The organism is Streptomyces sp. NPDC005962, from assembly GCF_040629205.1.
Lineage (GTDB): Bacteria > Actinomycetota > Actinomycetes > Streptomycetales > Streptomycetaceae > Streptomyces.
Map to the genome: position 1 here is coordinate 729,453 of NZ_JBEXVE010000001.1, position 18,927 is coordinate 748,379.

An 18,927-nucleotide genomic window follows, 5' to 3' on the forward strand; every position below is an offset into this window, starting at 1 on the left:
ACCTCGTCGTTATGGGCGTGGGGCGCGATTCAGCGCTCGGTCACGTGCAGCGCGGTGAGCCGCCGGAAGGCGACCCGCGGCTCCCATACCGGGGGAGCGGTGACGCGGAGAGTCGGAAAACGCCTGACGAGGGACTTCAGCAGAACCGTGGCCTCCAGGCGGGCCAGGGCCGCTCCGATGCAGAAGTGGATTCCACCGCCGAAACCGAGATGACTTCCCGTGCGCAGGATGTCGAAGGTGTCGGGGTCCGTGTGGTGTGCCGGATCGTGGTTGGCGGCGCCGAGCATCACGTGAACCACCTCGTCCTTGGCTATGCGATAGCCGGAGAGAAGGGTGTCCTCGGTGGCGACCCGGGTGGTCAGATGGATCGGCGCGTCGTAGCGGAGCACTTCCTCGACGGCCTGCGGCACCCGCTCGGGGTGGGACCGCAGCCAGGCCGCGGTCCCGGGGTGCTGATCGAGCAGCCACACCATGTTGGAGAGCAGCGTGGAGGTGGTCTCCATCGAGGCGATGACGATGAACATCACCAGGTGGTACAGGGTTTCGTCGGCGACGGAGCGGTCCGGTTCGATCTCGTCCCAAGCGCGAATCCAGTCGGAGAGGACGTCGTCCCCCAGGGCCTTCCGGCGCTCCCGGATGACCGCGGTGAAGTAGTCGCGCAAGCCCTCGGCGGCCTCGTTCGCCTGGGCGAGCTGGCTCTTCGAGGGCAGGAGTTCCTGGGCGAGTCCCTGACCGTGGGTCAGGGTCTTGAGGAGGTCGTGATCCGACTCCGGGAGGCGCAGCCAATGGCTGATTGTCGCCGCTGGCATTTCCTCGCCGACCATGGTAGCGAAATCCGCTTCCTTGGTGGTGCGCAGCTGCTCGCCGAGCCGGTCGAGCAGCGTCTCCGCGATGCGCGTGACCGGTTCCTCAAGGGAATCGAGGGTGAACCGGTCGAATATGTTGCCCAGGGACCGCCGCTGCAGGGTGTGCACCGGCGGATTCAGCCCTTGAAGGGTTTTGCTGAGCTGTCGGGAAGCGGGCGCGTTCCAGCGATTTACATCGCCCTGGCGCGCCCGCCATTCGGCATCGAACGTCGCCCATTTCTTGCTGCGCAGTACCTGATCGCAGATATCGTGGGAGAGGAGTAGATAGCCGCCCCAGGGCGCGGGTATGACATCGCCCATCGCCCTGAGCTGTGCGTAGATTGGATAGGGGTTCGACTGGCCTCGCGATGAGCGAAGGCGGGACATGAGTGAAACTACGGAACGTCGGTCGACAATGCTGCCGGCAGCGACAGTTTCCACAATGACTCCTTCAAGTCCTTCACCCCGGGCTTGCTTATCTCTTTTCGCGCGAATTACCGAGAGTGATGTATGGATCACGCGAATTCGCGATAGGTTCTACCCCCTTGTTTGAACATTCATTCAGGGCGAAATAGGTTCGAATTGTGGACAACGTCACACCTTCCACCAAGCCAGGAAGGAGCTCCACCAGCTACCCTTCTCCGGCTTTTCGTGGGGACGGCCTCGAGACGCGCTCGAAGAAGTCACCGGGATGCCCGAAGAGGTTTGCCGCGGCCCGGACGGGGGAGCGGCGGACCGCTGCGGCTTCACCGGGGCGAAGCGGGCGGGCAGCGCGGCGAGCGCCCGGTGGAACGGGCCGGGACGCCAGGTCAGACTGTCGGCCGGCACCGCAAGCTCGATGTCGGGAAGCTGGTTCAGCAGCTTCTCGATGGCCGCCACGGCGATGAGCTGAGCCGGGTCCTTGGCCGGGCAGGCGTGCGGTCCGGCGCTCCACGCGAGGTGGGCCCGCTTGCTCAGGACCTGTCGGGACGAGGAGAGCTTGGGGTCCGTATTTGCCGCAGCGAAGCTGATGAGAACCAAATCGCCCGCGGACAGCCGGGAATTCCCGAATTCCGTGTCCTGCACCGGATAGTGCGGGGCGTAGTTCGCCATCGGGGCCTGGTTCCAGAGGACGTCGTCGATGGCGTCCTCCACCAGCAGCCCGCCGCCCGAATACCGCTCGTCGGTCAGCATGAGGCAGAGCCCGTTGGCGATGAGGTTCCGCTGCGGTTCCGTACCGGCCGAGATGAGCATCACGAGCTGATGAATCATCTCCTCGTCGCTCAGCTTCGCGCCGTGCTGCATCAGCCGGGAAGTGACATCGTCCCCCGGCTGTCGACGCTTGAGCGCGACGAGTTCGAGCAGGCCCTGTGTCAGCTCCGCGTTGGCCTTTTCCGCGTCGACCCCGCCGTCGAAAATCCCCGAGGTGCCGAAGACCAGTCGGTCACCGATTTCCGGCGGGCAGCCGAGAAGCTCGTTGAAGACCAGCAGCGGCAGCATCTTGGCGTAGTCGTTGAGTAGATCGACCGTGCCCCGGGAACTGAATTGGGCGATGAGATAGGAGGCGACCTGCTCGACATGGCGGCTCAGCCAGTGCGGGTCCACCCGCGCCAGACTGTCCGTCACCGCCTGGCGCAGCCGCAGATGCTCCGCCCCATCGGTGAACAGACAGTTCGGGCGATATCCCAGCATGGGCACAACCGGACTGTTCTGCGGTACTTTGCCGTCGTTGAAATCACGCCAACGTCGGGCATCCTTGGCGAAGGCATCCGGGTTCTGCAGCACCTGGAGGGCCGCCGAGTAGTCCGTGACGAGCATGGCGTTCACACCGGGGGACAGCTCGACCGGCGCGATCGGCCCGTACGACCGCAGATGCGTGTAGAAGGCCTCCGGGTCGGCCGCGAACTCGGGCCCGTGCAGCGGCACCCGCTCGCCGCCGTGATGGGCAGGGCAGCCCGGCGGCGGAACCGGGAAGTCCGATTGTGTCTCCATTACGTGCTCCTAGCGGGTACGTTCCTGTAGGTAACGAACAAGCGCCATCAGCGCATTCGCCGATGACTTCTCGTCACGTGCGTCACAGGTGACGACAGGTGTGTCGGGCAGCAGATCCAGCGCCTCGCGCAGTTCCCCATCGGGACGGGCCGGTGTGCCATCGAAGTGGTTGACGGATATCGCGTAGGGAAGTCCGTACTGTTCCACCAGGTCGATCACCGGGAACGATTCCTTGAGGCGTTCCGGATCGACGAGGATCAGCGCGCCCAGCGCACCCCGCGTCATGTCCTCCCACACCTGGACGAAGCGTTCCTGTCCGGGTGTTCCGAAGAGATAGAGGACAAGCCGTTCGCTGAGCGTGAGGCGGCCGAAGTCCATGGCCACGGTGGTCGTGGTCTTGCCCCGGGTGCCCATCAGATCGTCGACGTGCGCACCGGCCTGCGTCATCCGTTCCTCGGTGCGCAGCGGCGGGATTTCCGACATGGTGCCGATGAACGTCGTCTTTCCGACCGCGAAGTGCCCCACGACCAGGATCTTGGCCGCGATCTGCACCGCGTTGTCCAGATAGACGTCCTCATCCGAAGCGGGCCTGGAGACCATCCAGTACCTCCTGAAGGAGTGAAACGTCGACGAGCTGGGCGGGAGGCGCCGGGGCACGCGTGACCAGATAGCCGTCCGACGACAGGTCGGACAGCAGGATCTTGACGATGCCGATCGGCAGGCCCATATGGCCCGCGATCTCGGCAACCGAGAGATAGCCCCCTGAACACAGGTCCAGCAGGCTCCGCTTCTCCGGATCGAGCGTCGGGGCACGTCTCTGCTCGGAGGCGGTGACCAGCGTGATCAGGTTGAACTGGTCGCTGTCCACGAGCCCGCGGCCGTTCGTGATGACGTACGGTCGCACTAATCCGGCGGACTCGGGCTCCTGATCCTCCGGGGCAGTCATGTCTGAACGCCCGATTCGCGGGGCGGAGTGGTCAGCGCCTTGCCGAGCTGACCGACGAGCTGCTGCATACGGAAGGTGATGTCGGCCATGTCGACGTCGGGCGCGGAGGAGACCGCCAGGTACGCGCCCTCGCCGGCCGATATGAGGAAGACCCAGCCGCCGTCGAACTCCACCAGAGTCTGACGCCAGTTCATATCGGGATGGCCGCAGAAGCCGGCCATGGTGCGGCTCAGCGACTGGATGCCGCTCATCGCGGCGGCGACGGTGTCGGCCTCGTCCTTCCTGACGTCCTGAGATCGGGCCATCAGCAGACCGTCGGCGGAAACCAGGATCGCGTGACGTGCCCCGGGTACTTCCAGGGCGCTGTCAAGCATCCATGACAGGTCGTTGTTCACTGAGGATCATGCCCTTCCCTGTTCGGGTTTGCGGAGCGACCGGACTGTGTGCCGCGCTGGAAGGCGCCCATGATCGAAGCGGCTTCCTCGCTCGTCCGGGCTTGGCCGTCTGCCGCGTCGGAGCGCGGCACGATGGAGATGGAGCCCTTGCGGCGGCGTTTGGGCAGTCCGCCCGCGGTGGAATCGCTCTCTTCGGAAGCGGCTGCCGGAGACACGGGGGACACGGAGGGCGCGGAGGGCGCGGGCTGTTCTTCCGGTTCGGGCATGTTGGTCAGGAGGTCCTCGGGAAGAAGCACCACCGCACGCACACCACCGTAGGGAGAGGCCGAATCGACGGAGACGGTGAAGCCGTAACGGGAGGCGAGCACACCGATCACGGCGAAACCGAACTGCGGCGGATTGCCCAGGCCCGTGACGCCCGTCGCGCGCTGGGCGGAGAGCAGCTCGTCGGCCCGGTTCTTCTCCTCCTCGTTCATACCGACACCGGCGTCATCGATGATGATGCAAACGCCCTTGGGCACGGTGCGGATGGTGATGTCGATGGGGGAATCGGGGGCGGAGTAGCTGGTCGCGTTGTCCAGCAGCTCGGCGAGGGCCAGCGCGACGGGTTCGACGGCCCGGCTGACCAGGGCGAAGTTGCTCTGGGAGCGGATCTCCACGCGCGTGTAGTGACGGATGCGGCCCTTGGCACTGCGCACCACGTCGTACACGGAGGCGACGGCCCGCTGACGGCCCAGCCAGCCGTCACACAGAACGGCGATCGACTGCGCACGGCGGCCGAACTGCGAGTTCATGTGGTCGATCTCCAGCAGGTCCTGGAGAATGTGGTGCTCGCCGTACCGGTCCTGCAGCTTCGTGATCGCAAGCTGCTGCTCGTTGGCGAGACCCTGAAGCGTCCGCATCGCGGACTTCAGAGCGCTCTTGGTGGCTTCCTCGGCGCGTACTTGAGCATCCTGAACCGCTGTTGCGTAGTTGTTTTCGAGTTCGGCGGTGCGGTTATCCAGCTCCGCCTTCTCCTCGCTGAGCTTCGCTCTCGATTTTCGACCGCGGATAATGGCGGTTGCGGCGAGAGGCGTGCCAGCGATCAGGGCCCAGAGGGCAGGGTCCTGTATGTAATGCGTCATAAGACTCTCTTTGAACGACTAGACCGCCAGGGACTGAAGGGTGTGCTGCAATAAGAATCCGGGGTGTTATGGAGAGGCAGCGGTAAGTCAGCGTTCGTGCGGCGCCCAAAGGGACGGGGCGCACCGCACTCGGCCTGCCGGGGGCTGCGCGCAGGCAGGGGTGCGCCGGCACGGCTCCATATGCCCAACTGGCGGCATAGTGCTCCTCAGAGTGGTAACCCTCTCGGCTGATTTACCGGATCGCCGTGTATCTAACGGGCCCTTGGCTAGCCTGGCAAGCGCGGTGATCGTATCACCAGGGGCAGGTGGCCCCGTGCATGTGCCGGAGGCCCATTCAACCACCTGACACTGTTTCAGCCATCCCCGCATTCTGCCTCATTGGCCGACGTCAGCGCATGTTCCGCAGTCATGGTCGGCGCGCGCCGCAGGCCACTCCGGGCGGTGGTCCCAGACATCAGATATCGGGCATTCGCCGCGCGCTGTGAGCGCATCGTGGAGAGTGTGTGGAGAAGGCCGTCGAATTGCTTCGGCATTAATTAGCTTTACTTGCGCGTTATGGATTTACTTCCGATAAGTGGCGTATCGGAATCCATGGACCGCGGCCGGTATCGTCGGGGCGTGTCCGATCAGCCCTGCCCCGCACCCGCTCCCACCCTCTTCACCTGGGAGTTCGCCACTGATCCCTACCCCGCCTACGCCTGGCTACGCGAGTACGCCCCGGTGCATCGGACCACGCTCCCCAGCGGGGTCGAGGCCTGGCTGGTCACTCGCTACGCCGATGCCCGGCAAGCCCTGGCCGACGCCCGGCTGTCGAAGAACCCACAGCGGCACAGTGAGTCCGCTCACGCCCGCGGCAAAGTGGGCATTCCCGGCGAGCGGCGCGCGGATCTGACGACACATCTGCTCAATATCGACCCCCCGGACCACACCCGGCTGCGGCGGCTGGTCTCCAAGGCGTTCACCCCGCGCCGCGTCGCCGCGTTCGCCCCACGGGTGCGCGAGCTGACCGACGGCCTCATCGACGCCTTCGAGGAGCGGGGAGAGGCCGACCTCATCCACGAGTTCGCCTTTCCTCTCCCTATCTACGCGATCTGCGATCTGCTCGGCGTCCCGAGGGAGGACCAGGACGACTTCCGGGACTGGGCCGGAATGATGATCCGGCACGGCGGAGGTCCGCGCGGCGGAGTGGCCCGCGCGGTGAAGCGAATTCGCACATATCTGGCCGAGTTGATCCACCGTAAGCGCGCCGCACTCGGCGACGACCTGATCTCCGATCTCATCCGGGCCAGTGACCACGGTGACCACCTCACCGAGAACGAGGTCGCGGCGATGGCCTTCATCCTCTTGTTCGCCGGTTTCGAGACCACCGTCAATCTCATCGGCAACGGCGTCTACGCACTGCTGCGCAACCCCGAGCAGCGCGCACAACTCCAGCGGTCCCTGGGAGAGGGAGGAACGGAGGGAACGGAAGAAGGAGGGGAAACAGGGGACGAGGGGCTGCTCGCCACCGCCGTCGAGGAACTGCTGCGCTACGACGGCCCGGTGGAGATGGCTACCTGGCGGTTCGCCGCCGAGCCGCTCACCCTCGGCGGGCAGCACATCGCGGAGGGGGAACCGGTGTTGGTGGTGATCGCCGCCGCCGACCGCGACCCCGAGCGCTTCGCCGGTCCCGACGTACTCGACCTCGCCCGCACCGACAACCAGCACCTCGGCTACGGCCATGGCATCCACTACTGCCTGGGCGCCCCGCTCGCCCGCCTGGAGGCGCGGACCGCGCTCGCCACCCTGCTGCGCCGACTCCCCGATCTCCGGCTCGCGGTGGAGCCGGACGAGCTGCGCCGACGCGGCGGGCTCATCATGCGCGGGCTGCGCACCCTTCCGGTGACCTGGGGAAAGTGACAAACAGTCAACCGCGTGACCGTGGCGTGACCTGGGATACACCGGCTTGTGATGATCGTGTGGCGTCGCTATGTTCAACCGACAACCGAGCCCCCACACGAGAGGCGATTCGCATGCTTTCCGGGAACGGACGTCACCGCCGCCCCCGCCAGGCTCCGGCCATCGTCGTCGCCGCGGGGGTGACCGGTGCGAGCATCGCCATCCCGCTCTTCGGAGCGACCGGCGCCCAGGCCGCCCCCGCCACCACGTGGGACCACGTCGCCGAGTGCGAGAGCGCGGGGATGTGGAGCGCCAACGAGGGCAACGGCTTCTACGGCGGCCTGCAGCTGACCCTCGACATGTGGAAGAAGTACGGGGGCACCGGTTACGCCCCGCGGCCCGACCTGGCCAGCCGCTCCCAGCAGATAGCCGTCGCCGAGTCGATACTCGGCGACCGCGGCCCGGACGCCTGGCCCAGCTGCGCGCTGAACGCCGGGCTGACCGGCGGCGGTGACGCCCCGGATGTGAATCCGGGCAGTACGGCGCCCCCGTCCCGGCAGGACGCGCAGCGCGGCGACTCAGGCGGCTCGGGCGACCGCGGGGACTCGGGTGAACGCGACGGCGCCCCGTCCGGCAAGACGCCCGACGCGACGGACACCCCCGGCGCCTCGAACACCCCCGGCGCACCGGACGCGTCGGACGCGCCGGAGCAGCCCCAGGACTCCGCCTCGCCCGACGGGCCGGACGGACCGGACGGCGACGCGCCCTCCCCGTCCCCTTCTTCAGGCGCGTCGGACCCGACGCCGGCCCCCTCCTCCACCGAGGGCGGCTCCGGGGGCCCTTCGGGGGAGCACCGGGGCGAACAGGACCAGGATGAGCGGCCGAGCGGCCATGCCTCGCGCGGCGGTGCCGACAGGGCCGAAAACCCCACGGATGGCGGCTACACAGTGCGTCCGGGTGACAACCTTTCAGCAATCGCCGAAAAGCAGGAATCGGGCGGCGACTGGCGTCGGATCTACGCATCCAACGAAAACCTGATCGGAACCGACCCGGATCTCATCATCCCTGGTCAGCGACTTGACCTCACCATCAGGGGCCAGTAGTTCAGGGGGATTTGCCCGATCTGGCACCGGTGAGACATACCTCTCGTCACATTTTCCCTCCCGTCCGTCGTGTCCGGTCTCTCCACACCCGGCCCCACCTGCGCCGATGTAGCCCGAGTGACCTCGATAACACCCCTCTTCGCTGCGATAAGGGTGTTTGAACGTTTCCCGGACGTGTGTTTAACGTCTTTCCGCTCGCCACAACGAGCACCGTCGACCGTCACGCCGAGTCCTGCCGGCGGTCGTCCGGTACCGACGCGCCAGCGCCGAAGGCAGGAGCGGGGGACCCAAGGTAAGTGCCGGGAGGCCAGCAGCATCGGCCGAGCGGCTTGGGGTGAAGCTGGGTGCGGACCTCCGCACCCAGCCGGGCAACTCACGCCCGAACCCGACAGCTCACCTCGTAGGCGTCGGTGAGGAAACGAACCAACATGTCCAACGCTCAGGGCAAGCACCGTCGTCCCTCCAAGGCCACCCGTATCGTCGCGCTCGCCGGCCTCGCCGGAGCCGCGGTGGCCACCCCGCTCATCGGTGCGACGTCCGCCTCTGCCGCCACCAGCTCCCAGTGGGACCAGGTCGCGCAGTGCGAGTCAGGCGGCAACTGGTCGATCAACACCGGCAACGGCTACTCCGGTGGCCTGCAGTTCTCCTCCTCCACCTGGGCCGCCTACGGCGGTACCGCCTTCGCTCCCACCGCTGACAAGGCCGGCAAGGCCCAGCAGATCCAGGTGGCCGAGAAGGTCCTCTCCAGCCAGGGCAAGGGTGCCTGGCCGGTCTGCGGCAAGGGCCTGACCAGCGGCGGCGCCCCGTCCGCCCCCGCGCCCTCCACCCCGCAGCAGAGCCAGCCCGACTCCAAGCAGTCGGCCCCGTCCGCCAAGCCGAAGGCCGCGCCGCGCAGCGCGCCCGAGCACGCCGCGCGCGCCGAGACCCGCGGCCCGATCAAGAAGGGCGACGGCGAGTACAAGGTCAAGTCCGGTGACACCCTTGGCAAGATCGCCAAGGCGGAGCACGTCAAGGGCGGCTGGAAGAAGCTGTTCGACCTGAACAAGAACATCGTCCAGCACGCCGACGTGATCTTCCCCGGCCAGCAGCTGCACCTGAGCTGAACCGCCCCACCGTAGTCAACGAGCCCCGGCCGGGTGCGCCGCCCCCACGGTGCACCCCGCCGGGGCTTCGGTGCGGTTAGGCTCATGCTGCTACCGAAGACCCATACGAAGGAGATCCTCGTGCCGTCCATCGACGTCGTCGTAGCTCGCGAGATCCTCGACTCGCGAGGCAACCCCACGGTCGAGGTCGAGGTCGGCCTCGACGACGGCAGCACCGGCCGTGCCGCCGTCCCGTCCGGCGCCTCCACCGGCGCCTTCGAGGCCCTCGAACTCCGTGACGGCGACAAGAACCGCTATGGCGGCAAGGGCGTGGAGAAGGCCGTCCTCGCCGTCATCGAGCAGATCGGCCCCGAGCTGGTCGGGTACGACGCCACCGAGCAGCGCCTGATCGACCAGGCGATGTTCGACCTGGACGCCACCCCGGACAAGTCCTCGCTCGGCGCCAACGCCATCCTCGGCGTCTCCCTCGCGGTGGCGCATGCCGCCTCCGAGGCGTCCGACCTGCCTCTCTTCCGTTACCTCGGCGGCCCGAACGCGCACCTGCTGCCGGTCCCGATGATGAACATCCTCAACGGCGGCTCGCACGCCGACTCCAATGTGGACATCCAGGAGTTCATGATCGCGCCGGTCGGCGCGGAGTCCTTCTCCGAGGCCCTGCGCTGGGGCGCCGAGGTCTACCACACCCTCAAGGGCGTGCTGAAGGAGCGGGGCCTGTCCACCGGCCTCGGCGACGAGGGCGGCTTCGCGCCGAACCTCGACTCCAACCGGGATGCCCTGGACCTGATCGTCGAGGCCATCAAGAAGGCCGGTTACCAGCCCGGCCAGGACATCGCGCTCGCGCTCGACGTCGCCGCCTCCGAGTTCCACAAGGACGGCGTCTACCAGTTCGAGGGCAAGGACCGCACCGCGTCCGAGATGACCGCGTACTACGCCGAGCTGGTCGACGCGTACCCGCTGGTCTCCATCGAGGACCCGCTGAACGAGGAGGACTGGGACGGCTGGAAGACGATCACCGAGCAGCTCGGTGACAAGGTCCAGCTGGTCGGTGACGACCTGTTCGTCACCAACCCCGAGCGGCTGGCCCGCGGCATCGACAACGACACCGCGAACGCCCTGCTGGTCAAGGTCAACCAGATCGGCTCGCTGACCGAGACCCTCGACGCCGTCGAGCTGGCCCAGCGCAGCGGCTTCAAGTGCATGATGTCGCACCGCTCCGGTGAGACCGAGGACGTCACCATCGCCGACCTGGCCGTCGCCACCAACTGCGGCCAGATCAAGACCGGCGCCCCGGCCCGCTCCGAACGGGTGGCCAAGTACAACCAGCTCCTGCGCATCGAGGAGATCCTGGACGACGCCGCGGTGTACGCGGGCCGCTCCGCCTTCCCGCGCTTCAAGGGCTGACCGCTTCCCGATCCTCAAGGAGCGGACACGTCTGACGCTTGTCCCCGGCCACGGTCCCGTACCGTGGCCGGGGACGACGTTACTCAAGCGGGAACTGCTCAAGCGAAGTCATCACCGGGGAGGCGACGTGCCGGCGGATCGGTTCTCCACCGCGACCAGGCTCAAGGCGCTCGGCGAACACGCCGCCGCCCGGGTCTACCGTGCCCGGATCAAACGCCGCCGCAGCCGGCTCACCGGCCGGGCCGCCCTCCTCGCGCTGGTCGTCTGCTCCCTGGTGGTCGCGCTGGCCTACCCCATGCGGCAGTACATCTCCCAGCGCTCGGAGATCGCCGACCAGCGGCGCCAGGCCCAGCGCGAGCGCGCCGAGGTGGCCAAGCTGAGCGAGCAGAAGGCCCGGCTGCACGACCCCGCGTACATCGAGCGGCAGGCCCGCGCCCATCTGCACTACCTGATGCCGGGCGAGACCGGCTTCAGCATGGTGGACCCCGGCGCCCGGGCCGAGCACTCCACCGACCAGGGCGCGGGCGACCGCCCCTGGTACACCAACCTCTGGGACGCCGTGGACACGGCGGACGCGCCGAAGGCGGCCGCCGAGCGGCGCTGACGCGCGCACCGGCGCTCGTCACGGTCGCACCCGGCACCCGGTCCGACACCGATCGAAGAGAACTTTTCCCCTCATGGACACGCCCCCTCCGCAGACGGAGCCCACCGCGCCCACCGACGCGGACATCGCCGCCGTCAAGGAGCAGCTGAACCGCCTGCCGCGCGGCCTGCGCGCCGTCGCGCACCGCTGCCCCTGCGGCAACCCCGATGTCGTCGAGACCGCGCCGCGCCTGGAGGACGGCACGCCGTTCCCCACGACGTACTACCTGACCTGCCCGCGTGCCGCGTCCGCGATCGGCACGCTGGAGGCGGAGGGCGTGATGAAGGAGATGACGGCCCGGCTCGGCAGCGACCCCGAGCTCGCCGCCGCCTACCGCGCCGCCCACGAGGACTACATCGCGCGCCGCGACGCCATCGAGGTGCTGGAGGGCTTCCCGAGCGCGGGCGGCATGCCGGACCGGGTGAAGTGCCTGCACGTCCTGGTCGGTCACTCCCTCGCTGCCGGGCCCGGGGTCAACCCGCTCGGCGACGAGGCGATCGCGCTGCTGCCCGAGTGGTGGCGCAAGGGCCCGTGCGTCGCGCCCTGTGCCCAGCAGACCTGTGCCCAGCAGACGGAAGAGGAGACCGCATGACCCGCGTCGCGGCCGTGGACTGCGGCACCAACTCGATCCGGCTGCTGGTCGCCGACGCCGACCCGGCCACGGGTGAGCTGACCGAGCTGGACCGCCGGATGAAGATCGTCCGGCTGGGCCAGGGCGTGGACCGCACCGGCAGGCTGGCCCCCGAGGCGCTGGAGCGCACCTTCGCCGCGTGCCGGGAGTACGCGGAGGTCATACGCACGCTCGGCGCCGAGCGCGTCCGCTTCGTCGCCACCTCGGCCTCGCGGGACGCCGAGAACCGCGAGGAGTTCGTGCGCGGCGTCGTGGACATCCTCGGCGTCGAGCCCGAGGTGATCACCGGGGACCAGGAGGCGGAGTTCTCCTTCACCGGCGCGACCAAGGAGCTGACCGGCCATGAGCATCTGAGCGGCCCGTTCCTGGTGGTGGACCTCGGCGGCGGCTCGACCGAGTTCGTCAGCGGTGACGACGGGGTGCGGGCGGCCCGCAGCGTCGACATCGGCTGTGTGCGGCTGACCGAGCGGCATCTCGTCGTGGACGGCGAGATCACCGAGGTGCCGACGGGGGATCAGATCTCGGCCATCAGGGCGGATATCGAGCGGGCGCTGGATCTGGCCGAGGAGAAGGTGCCGCTCACCGGCTGTTGCCGCCCCGGCGAGGGCGGCCACACCCTGGTCGGGCTGGCCGGTACGGTCACCACGGTCGCCGCCATCGCGCTGGGGCTGGCGGAGTACGACCCGGCCGCGATCCACCACGCCCGGGTGCACGCCGGTCAGGTCGGCGAGATCACGGCCAAGCTGCTGACCTCGACCCACGCGGAGCGGGCGGCGATCGGAGCGATGCATCCGGGCCGGGTCGACGTGATCACCGCGGGCGCCCTGGTGCTGCTGTCGATCATGGACCGGACCGGTGCCGAGGAGGTCGTCGTGAGCGAACACGACATCCTCGACGGCATCGCCTGGAGCATCTCCTGAGCGGGAACGTTATCGTCTGAGCGGCTGTGGAGGGCCCTTCCGGGGCCTTCCGCGGACCCCCGCCAAAAGAGTTCGTGAAACTCTTCACATGAAAAAGGTGCCTGGTGGCCGCCTTCTGGGCCGCCTCGGGGCCGCTATTGGTGACGGTGTTCATCAACTCGGCCGGATCATGGGCCGGCCGACCGATGCGCGGGACCGCTCGGGAACCCCGTGGTCTACTCGCGCGTTCAACAGCTATCGCTGCTCAGCGGGGCTGGGAACCTCGCGCTCCGGTTACCGGTTCCCTGGCCGGGCTATGGCCTGCAGCAAGGGGGCGGCGGAGTGTAGCAGATACCCCCACATTGCTTGTGAAGGGGCTCACGAGGTCCCCCTCGGGGGGTGCTGGATACTCGAATCATGAGCACCACGGAGCGTCCCAGGATCCTCGTTGTAGGCGGTGGGTACGTAGGCCTGTACGCGGCGCGCCGCATCCAGAAGAAGATGCGGTACGGCGAGGCGACCGTCACGGTCGTCGACCCGCGCTCGTACATGACGTACCAGCCCTTCCTCCCCGAAGCTGCGGCCGGCAGCATCTCTCCGCGCCACGTCGTGGTTCCGCTGCGGCGTGTGCTTCCCAAGGCGGAGGTCCTCACCGGCCGGGTGTCGAACATCGACCAGGACCGCAAGGTCGCCGTCGTCCAGCCGATCGTCGGCGAGGCGTACGAGCTGCCCTTCGACTACCTCGTCATCGCGATGGGAGCGGTCTCCCGCACCTTCCCGATTCCCGGCCTGGCCGAGAACGGCATCGGGATGAAGGGGATAGAAGAGGCCATCGGCCTGCGCAACCACGTTCTCGAGCAGCTCGACAAGGCCGACTCGACCACGGACGAGGACATCCGACGCAAGGCGCTCACCTTCGTCTTCGTCGGCGGTGGCTTCGCGGGTGCGGAGACCATCGGCGAGGTCGAGGACATGGCCCGCGACGCTGCCAAGTACTACCCGAACGTGAAGCGCGAGGACATGCGCTTCGTGCTCGTCGACGCGGCCGACAAGATCCTTCCCGAGGTCGGCCCGAAGCTCGGCCAGTGGGGCCTGGAGCACCTGCAGAACCGCGGTGTCGAGATCTACCTCAACACCTCGATGAACTCCTGCGTCGACGGCCACGTGGTGCTCAAGAACGGCCTCGAGGTCGACTCCAACACCATCGTGTGGACCGCGGGCGTCAAGCCCAACCCGGCGCTCGCCCGGTTCGGTCTCCCGCTCGGCCCGCGCGGCCACGTGGACACCGGCGCGACCCTCCAGGTGAAGGACACCGACTACATCTGGGCCGCGGGCGACAACGCCCAGGTGCCGGACCTCGCCAGCGGCGAGGGCGCCTGGTGCCCGCCGAACGCCCAACACGCGCTGCGCCAGGCCAAGGTCCTCGGCGACAACGTGATCTCGGGCATGCGCGGCTTCCCGCAGGCCGAGTACAAGCACGCCAACAAGGGTGCCGTCGCGGGTCTCGGCCTCCACAAGGGCGTCGCGATGATCGTCCTCGGCAAGATGAAGATCAAGCTCAAGGGCCGGCTGGCCTGGTACATGCACCGTGGCTACCACGGCATGGCGATGCCGACCTTCAACCGCAAGATCCGGGTCTTCGCCGACTGGACGCTGGGCATGTTCCTCAAGCGTGAGGTCGTCTCGCTCGGCGCCATGGAGAACCCCCGCGAGGAGTTCTACGAGGCCGCCGCCCCGGTCTCCGCGGCCGCCGCCGCGAAGCCCGCCGCCGACGTCGCCGCGGAGAAGGCCAAGGCGTCCTGACGCCGGAGCCCGGCACCGGGCACATCCGGCAGCGGAACATCTCAAGAGCGAAAACACGCCAAGGGCGTCCGCCATCCGTGGGGCGGACGCCCTTCGCGTGCGCCCTTTTTACCGATTCCAGACGTGTCGGCGGGCATGTTCGGGCGGTTCCATGGTGTTTACGTGGTGAGTGAATCTTCCCTGACTCGCCATCATGGAGGTGTGCCGACATGACCGACGCCGCCGCGCGACTCGCCGACCTGGCCGAGGAGGTGCTGGGAGCCCCGCTCCCGCTGCGCATCCGGGCCTGGGACCGCAGCGAGAGCGGTCCGCCCGGCGCCCCCGTTCTCATCCTGCGCCACCGCCGCGCGCTGCGCCGGATGCTGTGGAAGCCGGGCGAACTGGGGCTGGCCCGGGCCTGGGTGGCGGGCGACCTTGATGTGGAGGGCGACCTCTACGAGGCGCTGGACCAGCTGGCCGGGCTGCTGTGGGAGCGGAGCGAACCCGCCGCCCCGCGCCGGACCCGCCTCGCCGCGGCCCTGAGGTCGCTGCGCGACCCGAAGACCCGCACCGCCGTCCGCGACCTGGTCGCCCTCGCCGGTCCCGGACTGCCACCGGCCCCGCCGCGCGAGGAGACCGGGGCGACCCGCGGGCCGCTGCACACCCTGCGCCGTGACAAACAGGCCATCAGCCACCACTACGACGTCGGCAACGACTTCTACGAGCTGGTGCTCGGCCCCTCGATGGTCTACTCGTGCGCGTACTGGGACAGACCGGACGCGACGCTGGAAGAAGCCCAGCGGGCCAAGCTGGACCTCGTCTGCCGCAAGCTCGCGCTGGAGCCCGGGCAGCGGCTGCTGGACGTGGGGTGCGGCTGGGGCTCGATGGTGCTGCACGCGGCGCGCGAGTACGGGGTGCGCGCCGTCGGCATCACGCTCTCCGAGGAGCAGGCGGTGTACGCCCGTAAGCGCATCGCGGACGCCGGGCTGACCGAGAAGGTCGAGATCCGGGTGCAGGACTACCGCGAGATCGACGACGGCCCGTACGACGCGATCTCCTCGATCGGCATGGCCGAGCACGTGGGTTCCGTACGGTACGCCGAGTACACCGGCATCCTGCACCGGCTGCTGGCCCCCGGCGGGCGGCTGCTGAACCACCAGATCGCGCGGCGCCCCGAGCCGGACGAGGACGCGTACCACGTGGACGAGTTCATCGACCGCTACGTCTTCCCCGACGGCGAACTGGCCCCCGTCGGCCGGACCGTGACCCAGCTGGAAGAGGCCGGATTCGAGGTGCGCGACGTGGAGGCGATCCGTGAGCACTACGGGCTCACCCTGCGCCGCTGGGTCGCCAACCTGGAGCGGTCCTGGCCACGGGCCGTCCGGCTGACCTCCCCGGGCCGGGCCCGGGTCTGGCGGCTCTACATGGCCGCCTGCGCCCTGTCGTTCGAACGCAACCGGATCGGCGTCAATCAGATCCTCGCCGTCCGTACGCCGGAGGGCGGCGCGTCCGGGCTGCCGCTGCGGGCCCGCGACTGGCGCGGCTGAGAACGCGGAACGGGCCTGACGCGCTTCCCGCGCGTCAGGCCCGTTCCCGTCACTCCAGGCCGGTCTACTCGGCCTTGATGGACTCCAGCATGTTGAGCTTGGCCGCCCGGCGGGCGGGCCACAGGGCCGCCAGCACGCCCACGACGGCGGCCATCCCCAGGAAGAGGCCCATCCGGCCCCACGGCAGTACCAGTTCGTAGGTCGGCAGCCCGGTGGCGATCAGCTCACCGGCCGCCCAGCCGAAGAACACGCCGAGGCCGATCCCGAGCACCCCGCCGAAGAGCGAGATGACCAGTGACTCCAGCCGCACCATCCGCTTGATGCCGCGCCGGTCCAGGCCGATGGCCCGCAGCATGCCGATCTCCTGCGACCGCTCGAAGACCGACATGGCCAGGGTGTTGATGACCCCGAGCACCGCGACGATCACGGCCATGGCCAGCAGGCCGTAGAGCATGTTCAGCATCAGGGTGAACAGCTTGGCGATCTGGTCGGAGATGTCCTTCTTGGTCTGGATCTGGAGGGCCGGGTTGTTGCCCAGCGCCTCCGTCAGCTTGTCCTTGTTGGCCTCGGTCGCGCCGCCCTTGGTCTTCAGCATCACCTGGAAGTCGGTGACGGCGGTCATGTGCGGGGTGATGGTGGCGGTGTCGGTCCAGAGGCCGCGGACCATCTGGTTGCCCTCGTACACACCGCCCACGGTCAGCTTGGTGCTGGTGCCGTCCTGGTACGTCACCGGGACGGTCGAGCCGACCTTCCAGCCGTTCTTGTCGGCGGTCTTGTCGTCGACGACGGCCTTCTTGCCACCGAAGCCGGAGAAGGACCCCTGGAGGAAGTCCACGCCCACCAGTTCGGCGACGGCCTTGGGGTTGACGCCCGTCAGAGTGGACGTCTCGCCGCCGATCCTGGCCGGGGCCTGGCGCAGCGGGCTGACCGCGGTGACCTCGGACTCCTTCTCCAGGGTCTTGGAGACCTCCGGGGAGAGCGGCCGCGGGGCCCCGCCCCCGCCGCCCATGCTGACGACGTAGTCGGCCTTCAGCCCGTCCGAGGCCATCTGGTCGATGCCCTTCTGGACGCTGCCCGCGATGACCGTCATACCGGTGATCAGGGTGAGGCCGACCATCAGCGCGGAGGCGGTGGCGGCGGTACGGCGCGGGTTGCGCACCGCGTTCTGCCGGGCGAGCTTGCCGGACATCCCGAAGAGCCGCAGCACCGGAGAGGCGGCCGCGATCAGCGGCCGGGACAGCAGCGGGGTGAGCACGAACACGCCGATCACCAGGACCGCCGCACCGAACGCCATCGAACCCTTGCCGTCCATGCCCTGGCCGGAGCCGTAGAGCACCAGCGCGACACCGATGGCGCCGAGGATCGCGCCGATCGTGTTCCGTACCACCAGACCGCGGGTCGTCGGCGCCGCGTGGACGCTGTTCATCGCGGCGATCGGCGGGATCTTCGCGGCGCGGCGGCCGGGCAGCCAGGCGGCGAGCACGGTCACCACGACGCCGACGAGCAGCGAGGCCAGCACGGTGGTCGGCTCGATGACCAGCGGTCCGTCCGGGACGACGGCCCCGGTGGCGCTGAGCAGCGAGCGCAGCCCGGCGCCGATGCCGACACCGGCGGCCATGCCCACGACAGCCGCGATGGCGCCGACGGCGGTGGCCTCGATCAGCACCGAGCGGGTCACCTGGCGGCGGCTCGCGCCGACCGCCCGCATCAGGGCCAGTTCCTTGGTGCGCTGGGAGACCAGCATGGTGAAGGTGTTGGCGATGATGAAGATGCCGACGAAGAGCGCGATCCCGGCGAACACCAGCATCGCGGTCTGCATGCTGCTCATGCCCTGCTTGATCTGCTCGGCCTGGTCGTCGGCGAGCTTCTGGCCGGTGGCGGCCTGCGCGTCCGCGGGCAGGATCTTGTCGACCGCGGACTTCAGGGCGGCCTGCGACGTCCCGGGGGCGGCCTTCACGTCGATCTCGTCGAACTGGCCGGGCTTGGCGAACAGCTTCTGCGCGGTGGCGTTGTCGTACAGCGCGAGGCTGCCGCCCGCCGCGACGTTGCCGTCCTCGGTGGTGAAGACACCCGCGATCTTCTCGGTGCGCACCGGGCCGTTCACGGACACCCGGATGGTGTCACCGGCCTTGTAGTGGCCCTTCTGGGCGGACTTGGAGTCGAGCGCGATCTCGCCCGCGGCCTGGGGCGCGCGGCCCTCGGTCATCGTGTACCGCGGGTCCTTGCCGTCGGGGCCCGGGTAGTAGTTCCCGCCGAGGGTGGAGAAGCCGCCGCCGAGCATCTCGCCGTTGCGGTCGGAGAGGGCGGTGAAGCCCTTGATGACGCCGGTGGCGGAGGCGGCGCCGTCCACCTTGGCCGCCTTGTCGAGCACCGGCTGGCCGAGCCGCGGCGTGTCGCCGGGGACGGCCGAGCCGGAGTCCTTCTTATGCGGGGTGATGGCGACGTCGACGCCGTCGAAGCCCTTTTCGGAGCTCTTCTGATAGGCGGCGGAGATGGTGTTGGTGAAGACCAGGGTGCCGGAGACGAAGGCCACGCCGAGCATGACGGCGAGGACGGTCATCAGCAGCCGGGCCTTGTGCGCGAGCACGTTGCGCAAGGCGGTACGGAGCATGGGAGTCAGTCCTGGGGAGGATAGAGAGAGGTGCGGAGGCGACAGCGG

16 protein-coding genes and 1 riboswitch are annotated in these 18,927 nt (G+C 68.6%); of the genes, 9 read left to right on the plus strand and 7 right to left on the minus strand.

The genetic code is table 11. From position 1 onward, the window contains the following. Positions 1 to 29 precede the first annotated feature (29 nt). From ABZ370_RS03490 to ABZ370_RS03515, 6 genes are all read right to left on the minus strand, one after another. Positions 30 to 1,232 carry a cytochrome P450 gene (locus tag ABZ370_RS03490; protein WP_358615701.1) on the minus strand — a complete coding sequence of 401 codons (1,203 nt, stop codon included), beginning with the start codon at positions 1,230 to 1,232 and terminating at the stop codon, positions 30 to 32. Between the two features lie 207 nt (positions 1,233 to 1,439). Beyond that, the gene (locus tag ABZ370_RS03495) at positions 1,440 to 2,816 is read right to left on the minus strand and encodes a cytochrome P450 (protein WP_358615703.1); all 1,377 of its coding nucleotides are present in this window, start codon (positions 2,814 to 2,816) and stop codon (positions 1,440 to 1,442) included. Between the two features lie 9 nt (positions 2,817 to 2,825). Further along, on the minus strand, positions 2,826 to 3,416 hold the full coding sequence (locus ABZ370_RS03500; protein ID WP_358615706.1) for an ATP/GTP-binding protein: 591 nt from the start codon (positions 3,414 to 3,416) through the stop codon (positions 2,826 to 2,828). After that, complete coding sequence (locus ABZ370_RS03505) at positions 3,391 to 3,762, minus strand: DUF742 domain-containing protein (protein ID WP_358615708.1); 372 nt, start codon at positions 3,760 to 3,762, stop codon at positions 3,391 to 3,393. The genes ABZ370_RS03500 and ABZ370_RS03505 overlap by 26 nt, the downstream gene beginning before the upstream one ends. Further along, positions 3,759 to 4,157 (minus strand): roadblock/LC7 domain-containing protein, encoded by a 399-nt coding sequence (locus tag ABZ370_RS03510; protein WP_358615711.1) that lies wholly within the window; start codon positions 4,155 to 4,157, stop codon positions 3,759 to 3,761. Before ABZ370_RS03510 ends, ABZ370_RS03505 begins: the two co-directional genes overlap by 4 nt. After that, on the minus strand, positions 4,154 to 5,281 hold the full coding sequence (locus ABZ370_RS03515) for an ATP-binding protein (protein WP_358615714.1): 1,128 nt from the start codon (positions 5,279 to 5,281) through the stop codon (positions 4,154 to 4,156). Before ABZ370_RS03515 ends, ABZ370_RS03510 begins: the two co-directional genes overlap by 4 nt. A 591-nt stretch (positions 5,282 to 5,872) precedes the next feature. On the opposite strand from ABZ370_RS03515, the gene ABZ370_RS03520 reads away from it, so the two are divergent. The 9 genes from ABZ370_RS03520 (at position 5,873) to ABZ370_RS03560 (ending at position 16,268) form a co-directional block, all read left to right on the plus strand. After that, positions 5,873 to 7,180, plus strand: coding sequence for a cytochrome P450 (locus tag ABZ370_RS03520; RefSeq protein ID WP_358615717.1), 1,308 nt, complete (start codon positions 5,873 to 5,875; stop codon positions 7,178 to 7,180). A 113-nt stretch (positions 7,181 to 7,293) separates the two neighbouring features. Then, positions 7,294 to 8,262 (plus strand): transglycosylase family protein, encoded by a 969-nt coding sequence (locus tag ABZ370_RS03525; protein WP_358615719.1) that lies wholly within the window; start codon positions 7,294 to 7,296, stop codon positions 8,260 to 8,262. 254 nt (positions 8,263 to 8,516) lie between these two features. After that, positions 8,517 to 8,684: riboswitch (cyclic di-AMP (ydaO/yuaA leader) on the plus strand. 6 nt (positions 8,685 to 8,690) lie between these two features. Beyond that, complete coding sequence (locus ABZ370_RS03530) at positions 8,691 to 9,365, plus strand: transglycosylase family protein (protein WP_358615721.1); 675 nt, start codon at positions 8,691 to 8,693, stop codon at positions 9,363 to 9,365. A gap of 114 nt (positions 9,366 to 9,479) precedes the next feature. After that, positions 9,480 to 10,766, plus strand: coding sequence for a phosphopyruvate hydratase (gene eno / locus ABZ370_RS03535; RefSeq protein WP_358616082.1), 1,287 nt, complete (start codon positions 9,480 to 9,482; stop codon positions 10,764 to 10,766). 127 nt (positions 10,767 to 10,893) lie between these two features. Beyond that, on the plus strand, positions 10,894 to 11,370 hold the full coding sequence (locus tag ABZ370_RS03540; protein ID WP_358615723.1) for a septum formation initiator family protein: 477 nt from the start codon (positions 10,894 to 10,896) through the stop codon (positions 11,368 to 11,370). A gap of 73 nt (positions 11,371 to 11,443) precedes the next feature. Next, positions 11,444 to 12,001 carry a DUF501 domain-containing protein gene (locus tag ABZ370_RS03545; protein WP_358615725.1) on the plus strand — a complete coding sequence of 186 codons (558 nt, stop codon included), beginning with the start codon at positions 11,444 to 11,446 and terminating at the stop codon, positions 11,999 to 12,001. Then, the gene (locus ABZ370_RS03550) at positions 11,998 to 12,960 is read left to right on the plus strand and encodes a Ppx/GppA phosphatase family protein (protein ID WP_358615728.1); all 963 of its coding nucleotides are present in this window, start codon (positions 11,998 to 12,000) and stop codon (positions 12,958 to 12,960) included. Before ABZ370_RS03545 ends, ABZ370_RS03550 begins: the two co-directional genes overlap by 4 nt. 396 nt (positions 12,961 to 13,356) lie before the next feature. Continuing rightward, positions 13,357 to 14,742, plus strand: a complete 1,386-nt coding sequence (locus ABZ370_RS03555) for an NAD(P)/FAD-dependent oxidoreductase (RefSeq protein ID WP_358615730.1) — start codon at positions 13,357 to 13,359, stop codon at positions 14,740 to 14,742. Positions 14,743 to 14,951: 209 nt separating this feature from the next. Continuing rightward, a complete protein-coding gene (locus tag ABZ370_RS03560; protein WP_358615733.1) occupies positions 14,952 to 16,268 on the plus strand; it encodes a cyclopropane-fatty-acyl-phospholipid synthase family protein in 1,317 nt (438 codons plus the stop codon). Between the two features lie 64 nt (positions 16,269 to 16,332). On the opposite strand, the gene ABZ370_RS03565 is transcribed toward ABZ370_RS03560, so the two are convergent. Beyond that, positions 16,333 to 18,879 (minus strand): ABC transporter permease, encoded by a 2,547-nt coding sequence (locus ABZ370_RS03565; RefSeq protein WP_358615736.1) that lies wholly within the window; start codon positions 18,877 to 18,879, stop codon positions 16,333 to 16,335. Positions 18,880 to 18,927: the final 48 nt, after the last annotated feature.

Excerpts from the sequence above, each read along its gene's own strand:
- ABZ370_RS03505 (WP_358615708.1), bottom strand. The coding sequence starts at position 3,762 with ATGACTGCCCCGGAGGATCAGGAGCCCGAGTCCGCCGGATTAGTGCGA.
- ABZ370_RS03500 (WP_358615706.1), bottom strand. The coding sequence starts at position 3,416 with ATGGTCTCCAGGCCCGCTTCGGATGAGGACGTCTATCTGGACAACGCG.
- ABZ370_RS03560 (WP_358615733.1), top strand. The coding sequence starts at position 14,952 with ATGACCGACGCCGCCGCGCGACTCGCCGACCTGGCCGAGGAGGTGCTG.
- ABZ370_RS03555 (WP_358615730.1), top strand. The coding sequence starts at position 13,357 with ATGAGCACCACGGAGCGTCCCAGGATCCTCGTTGTAGGCGGTGGGTAC.
- ABZ370_RS03530 (WP_358615721.1), top strand. The coding sequence starts at position 8,691 with ATGTCCAACGCTCAGGGCAAGCACCGTCGTCCCTCCAAGGCCACCCGT.
- ABZ370_RS03515 (WP_358615714.1), bottom strand. The coding sequence starts at position 5,281 with ATGACGCATTACATACAGGACCCTGCCCTCTGGGCCCTGATCGCTGGC.
- ABZ370_RS03525 (WP_358615719.1), top strand. The coding sequence starts at position 7,294 with ATGCTTTCCGGGAACGGACGTCACCGCCGCCCCCGCCAGGCTCCGGCC.
- ABZ370_RS03495 (WP_358615703.1), bottom strand. The coding sequence starts at position 2,816 with ATGGAGACACAATCGGACTTCCCGGTTCCGCCGCCGGGCTGCCCTGCC.
- ABZ370_RS03545 (WP_358615725.1), top strand. The coding sequence starts at position 11,444 with ATGGACACGCCCCCTCCGCAGACGGAGCCCACCGCGCCCACCGACGCG.
- ABZ370_RS03490 (WP_358615701.1), bottom strand. The coding sequence starts at position 1,232 with ATGTCCCGCCTTCGCTCATCGCGAGGCCAGTCGAACCCCTATCCAATC.
- ABZ370_RS03550 (WP_358615728.1), top strand. The coding sequence starts at position 11,998 with ATGACCCGCGTCGCGGCCGTGGACTGCGGCACCAACTCGATCCGGCTG.
- ABZ370_RS03520 (WP_358615717.1), top strand. The coding sequence starts at position 5,873 with ATGGACCGCGGCCGGTATCGTCGGGGCGTGTCCGATCAGCCCTGCCCC.
- ABZ370_RS03565 (WP_358615736.1), bottom strand. The coding sequence starts at position 18,879 with ATGCTCCGTACCGCCTTGCGCAACGTGCTCGCGCACAAGGCCCGGCTG.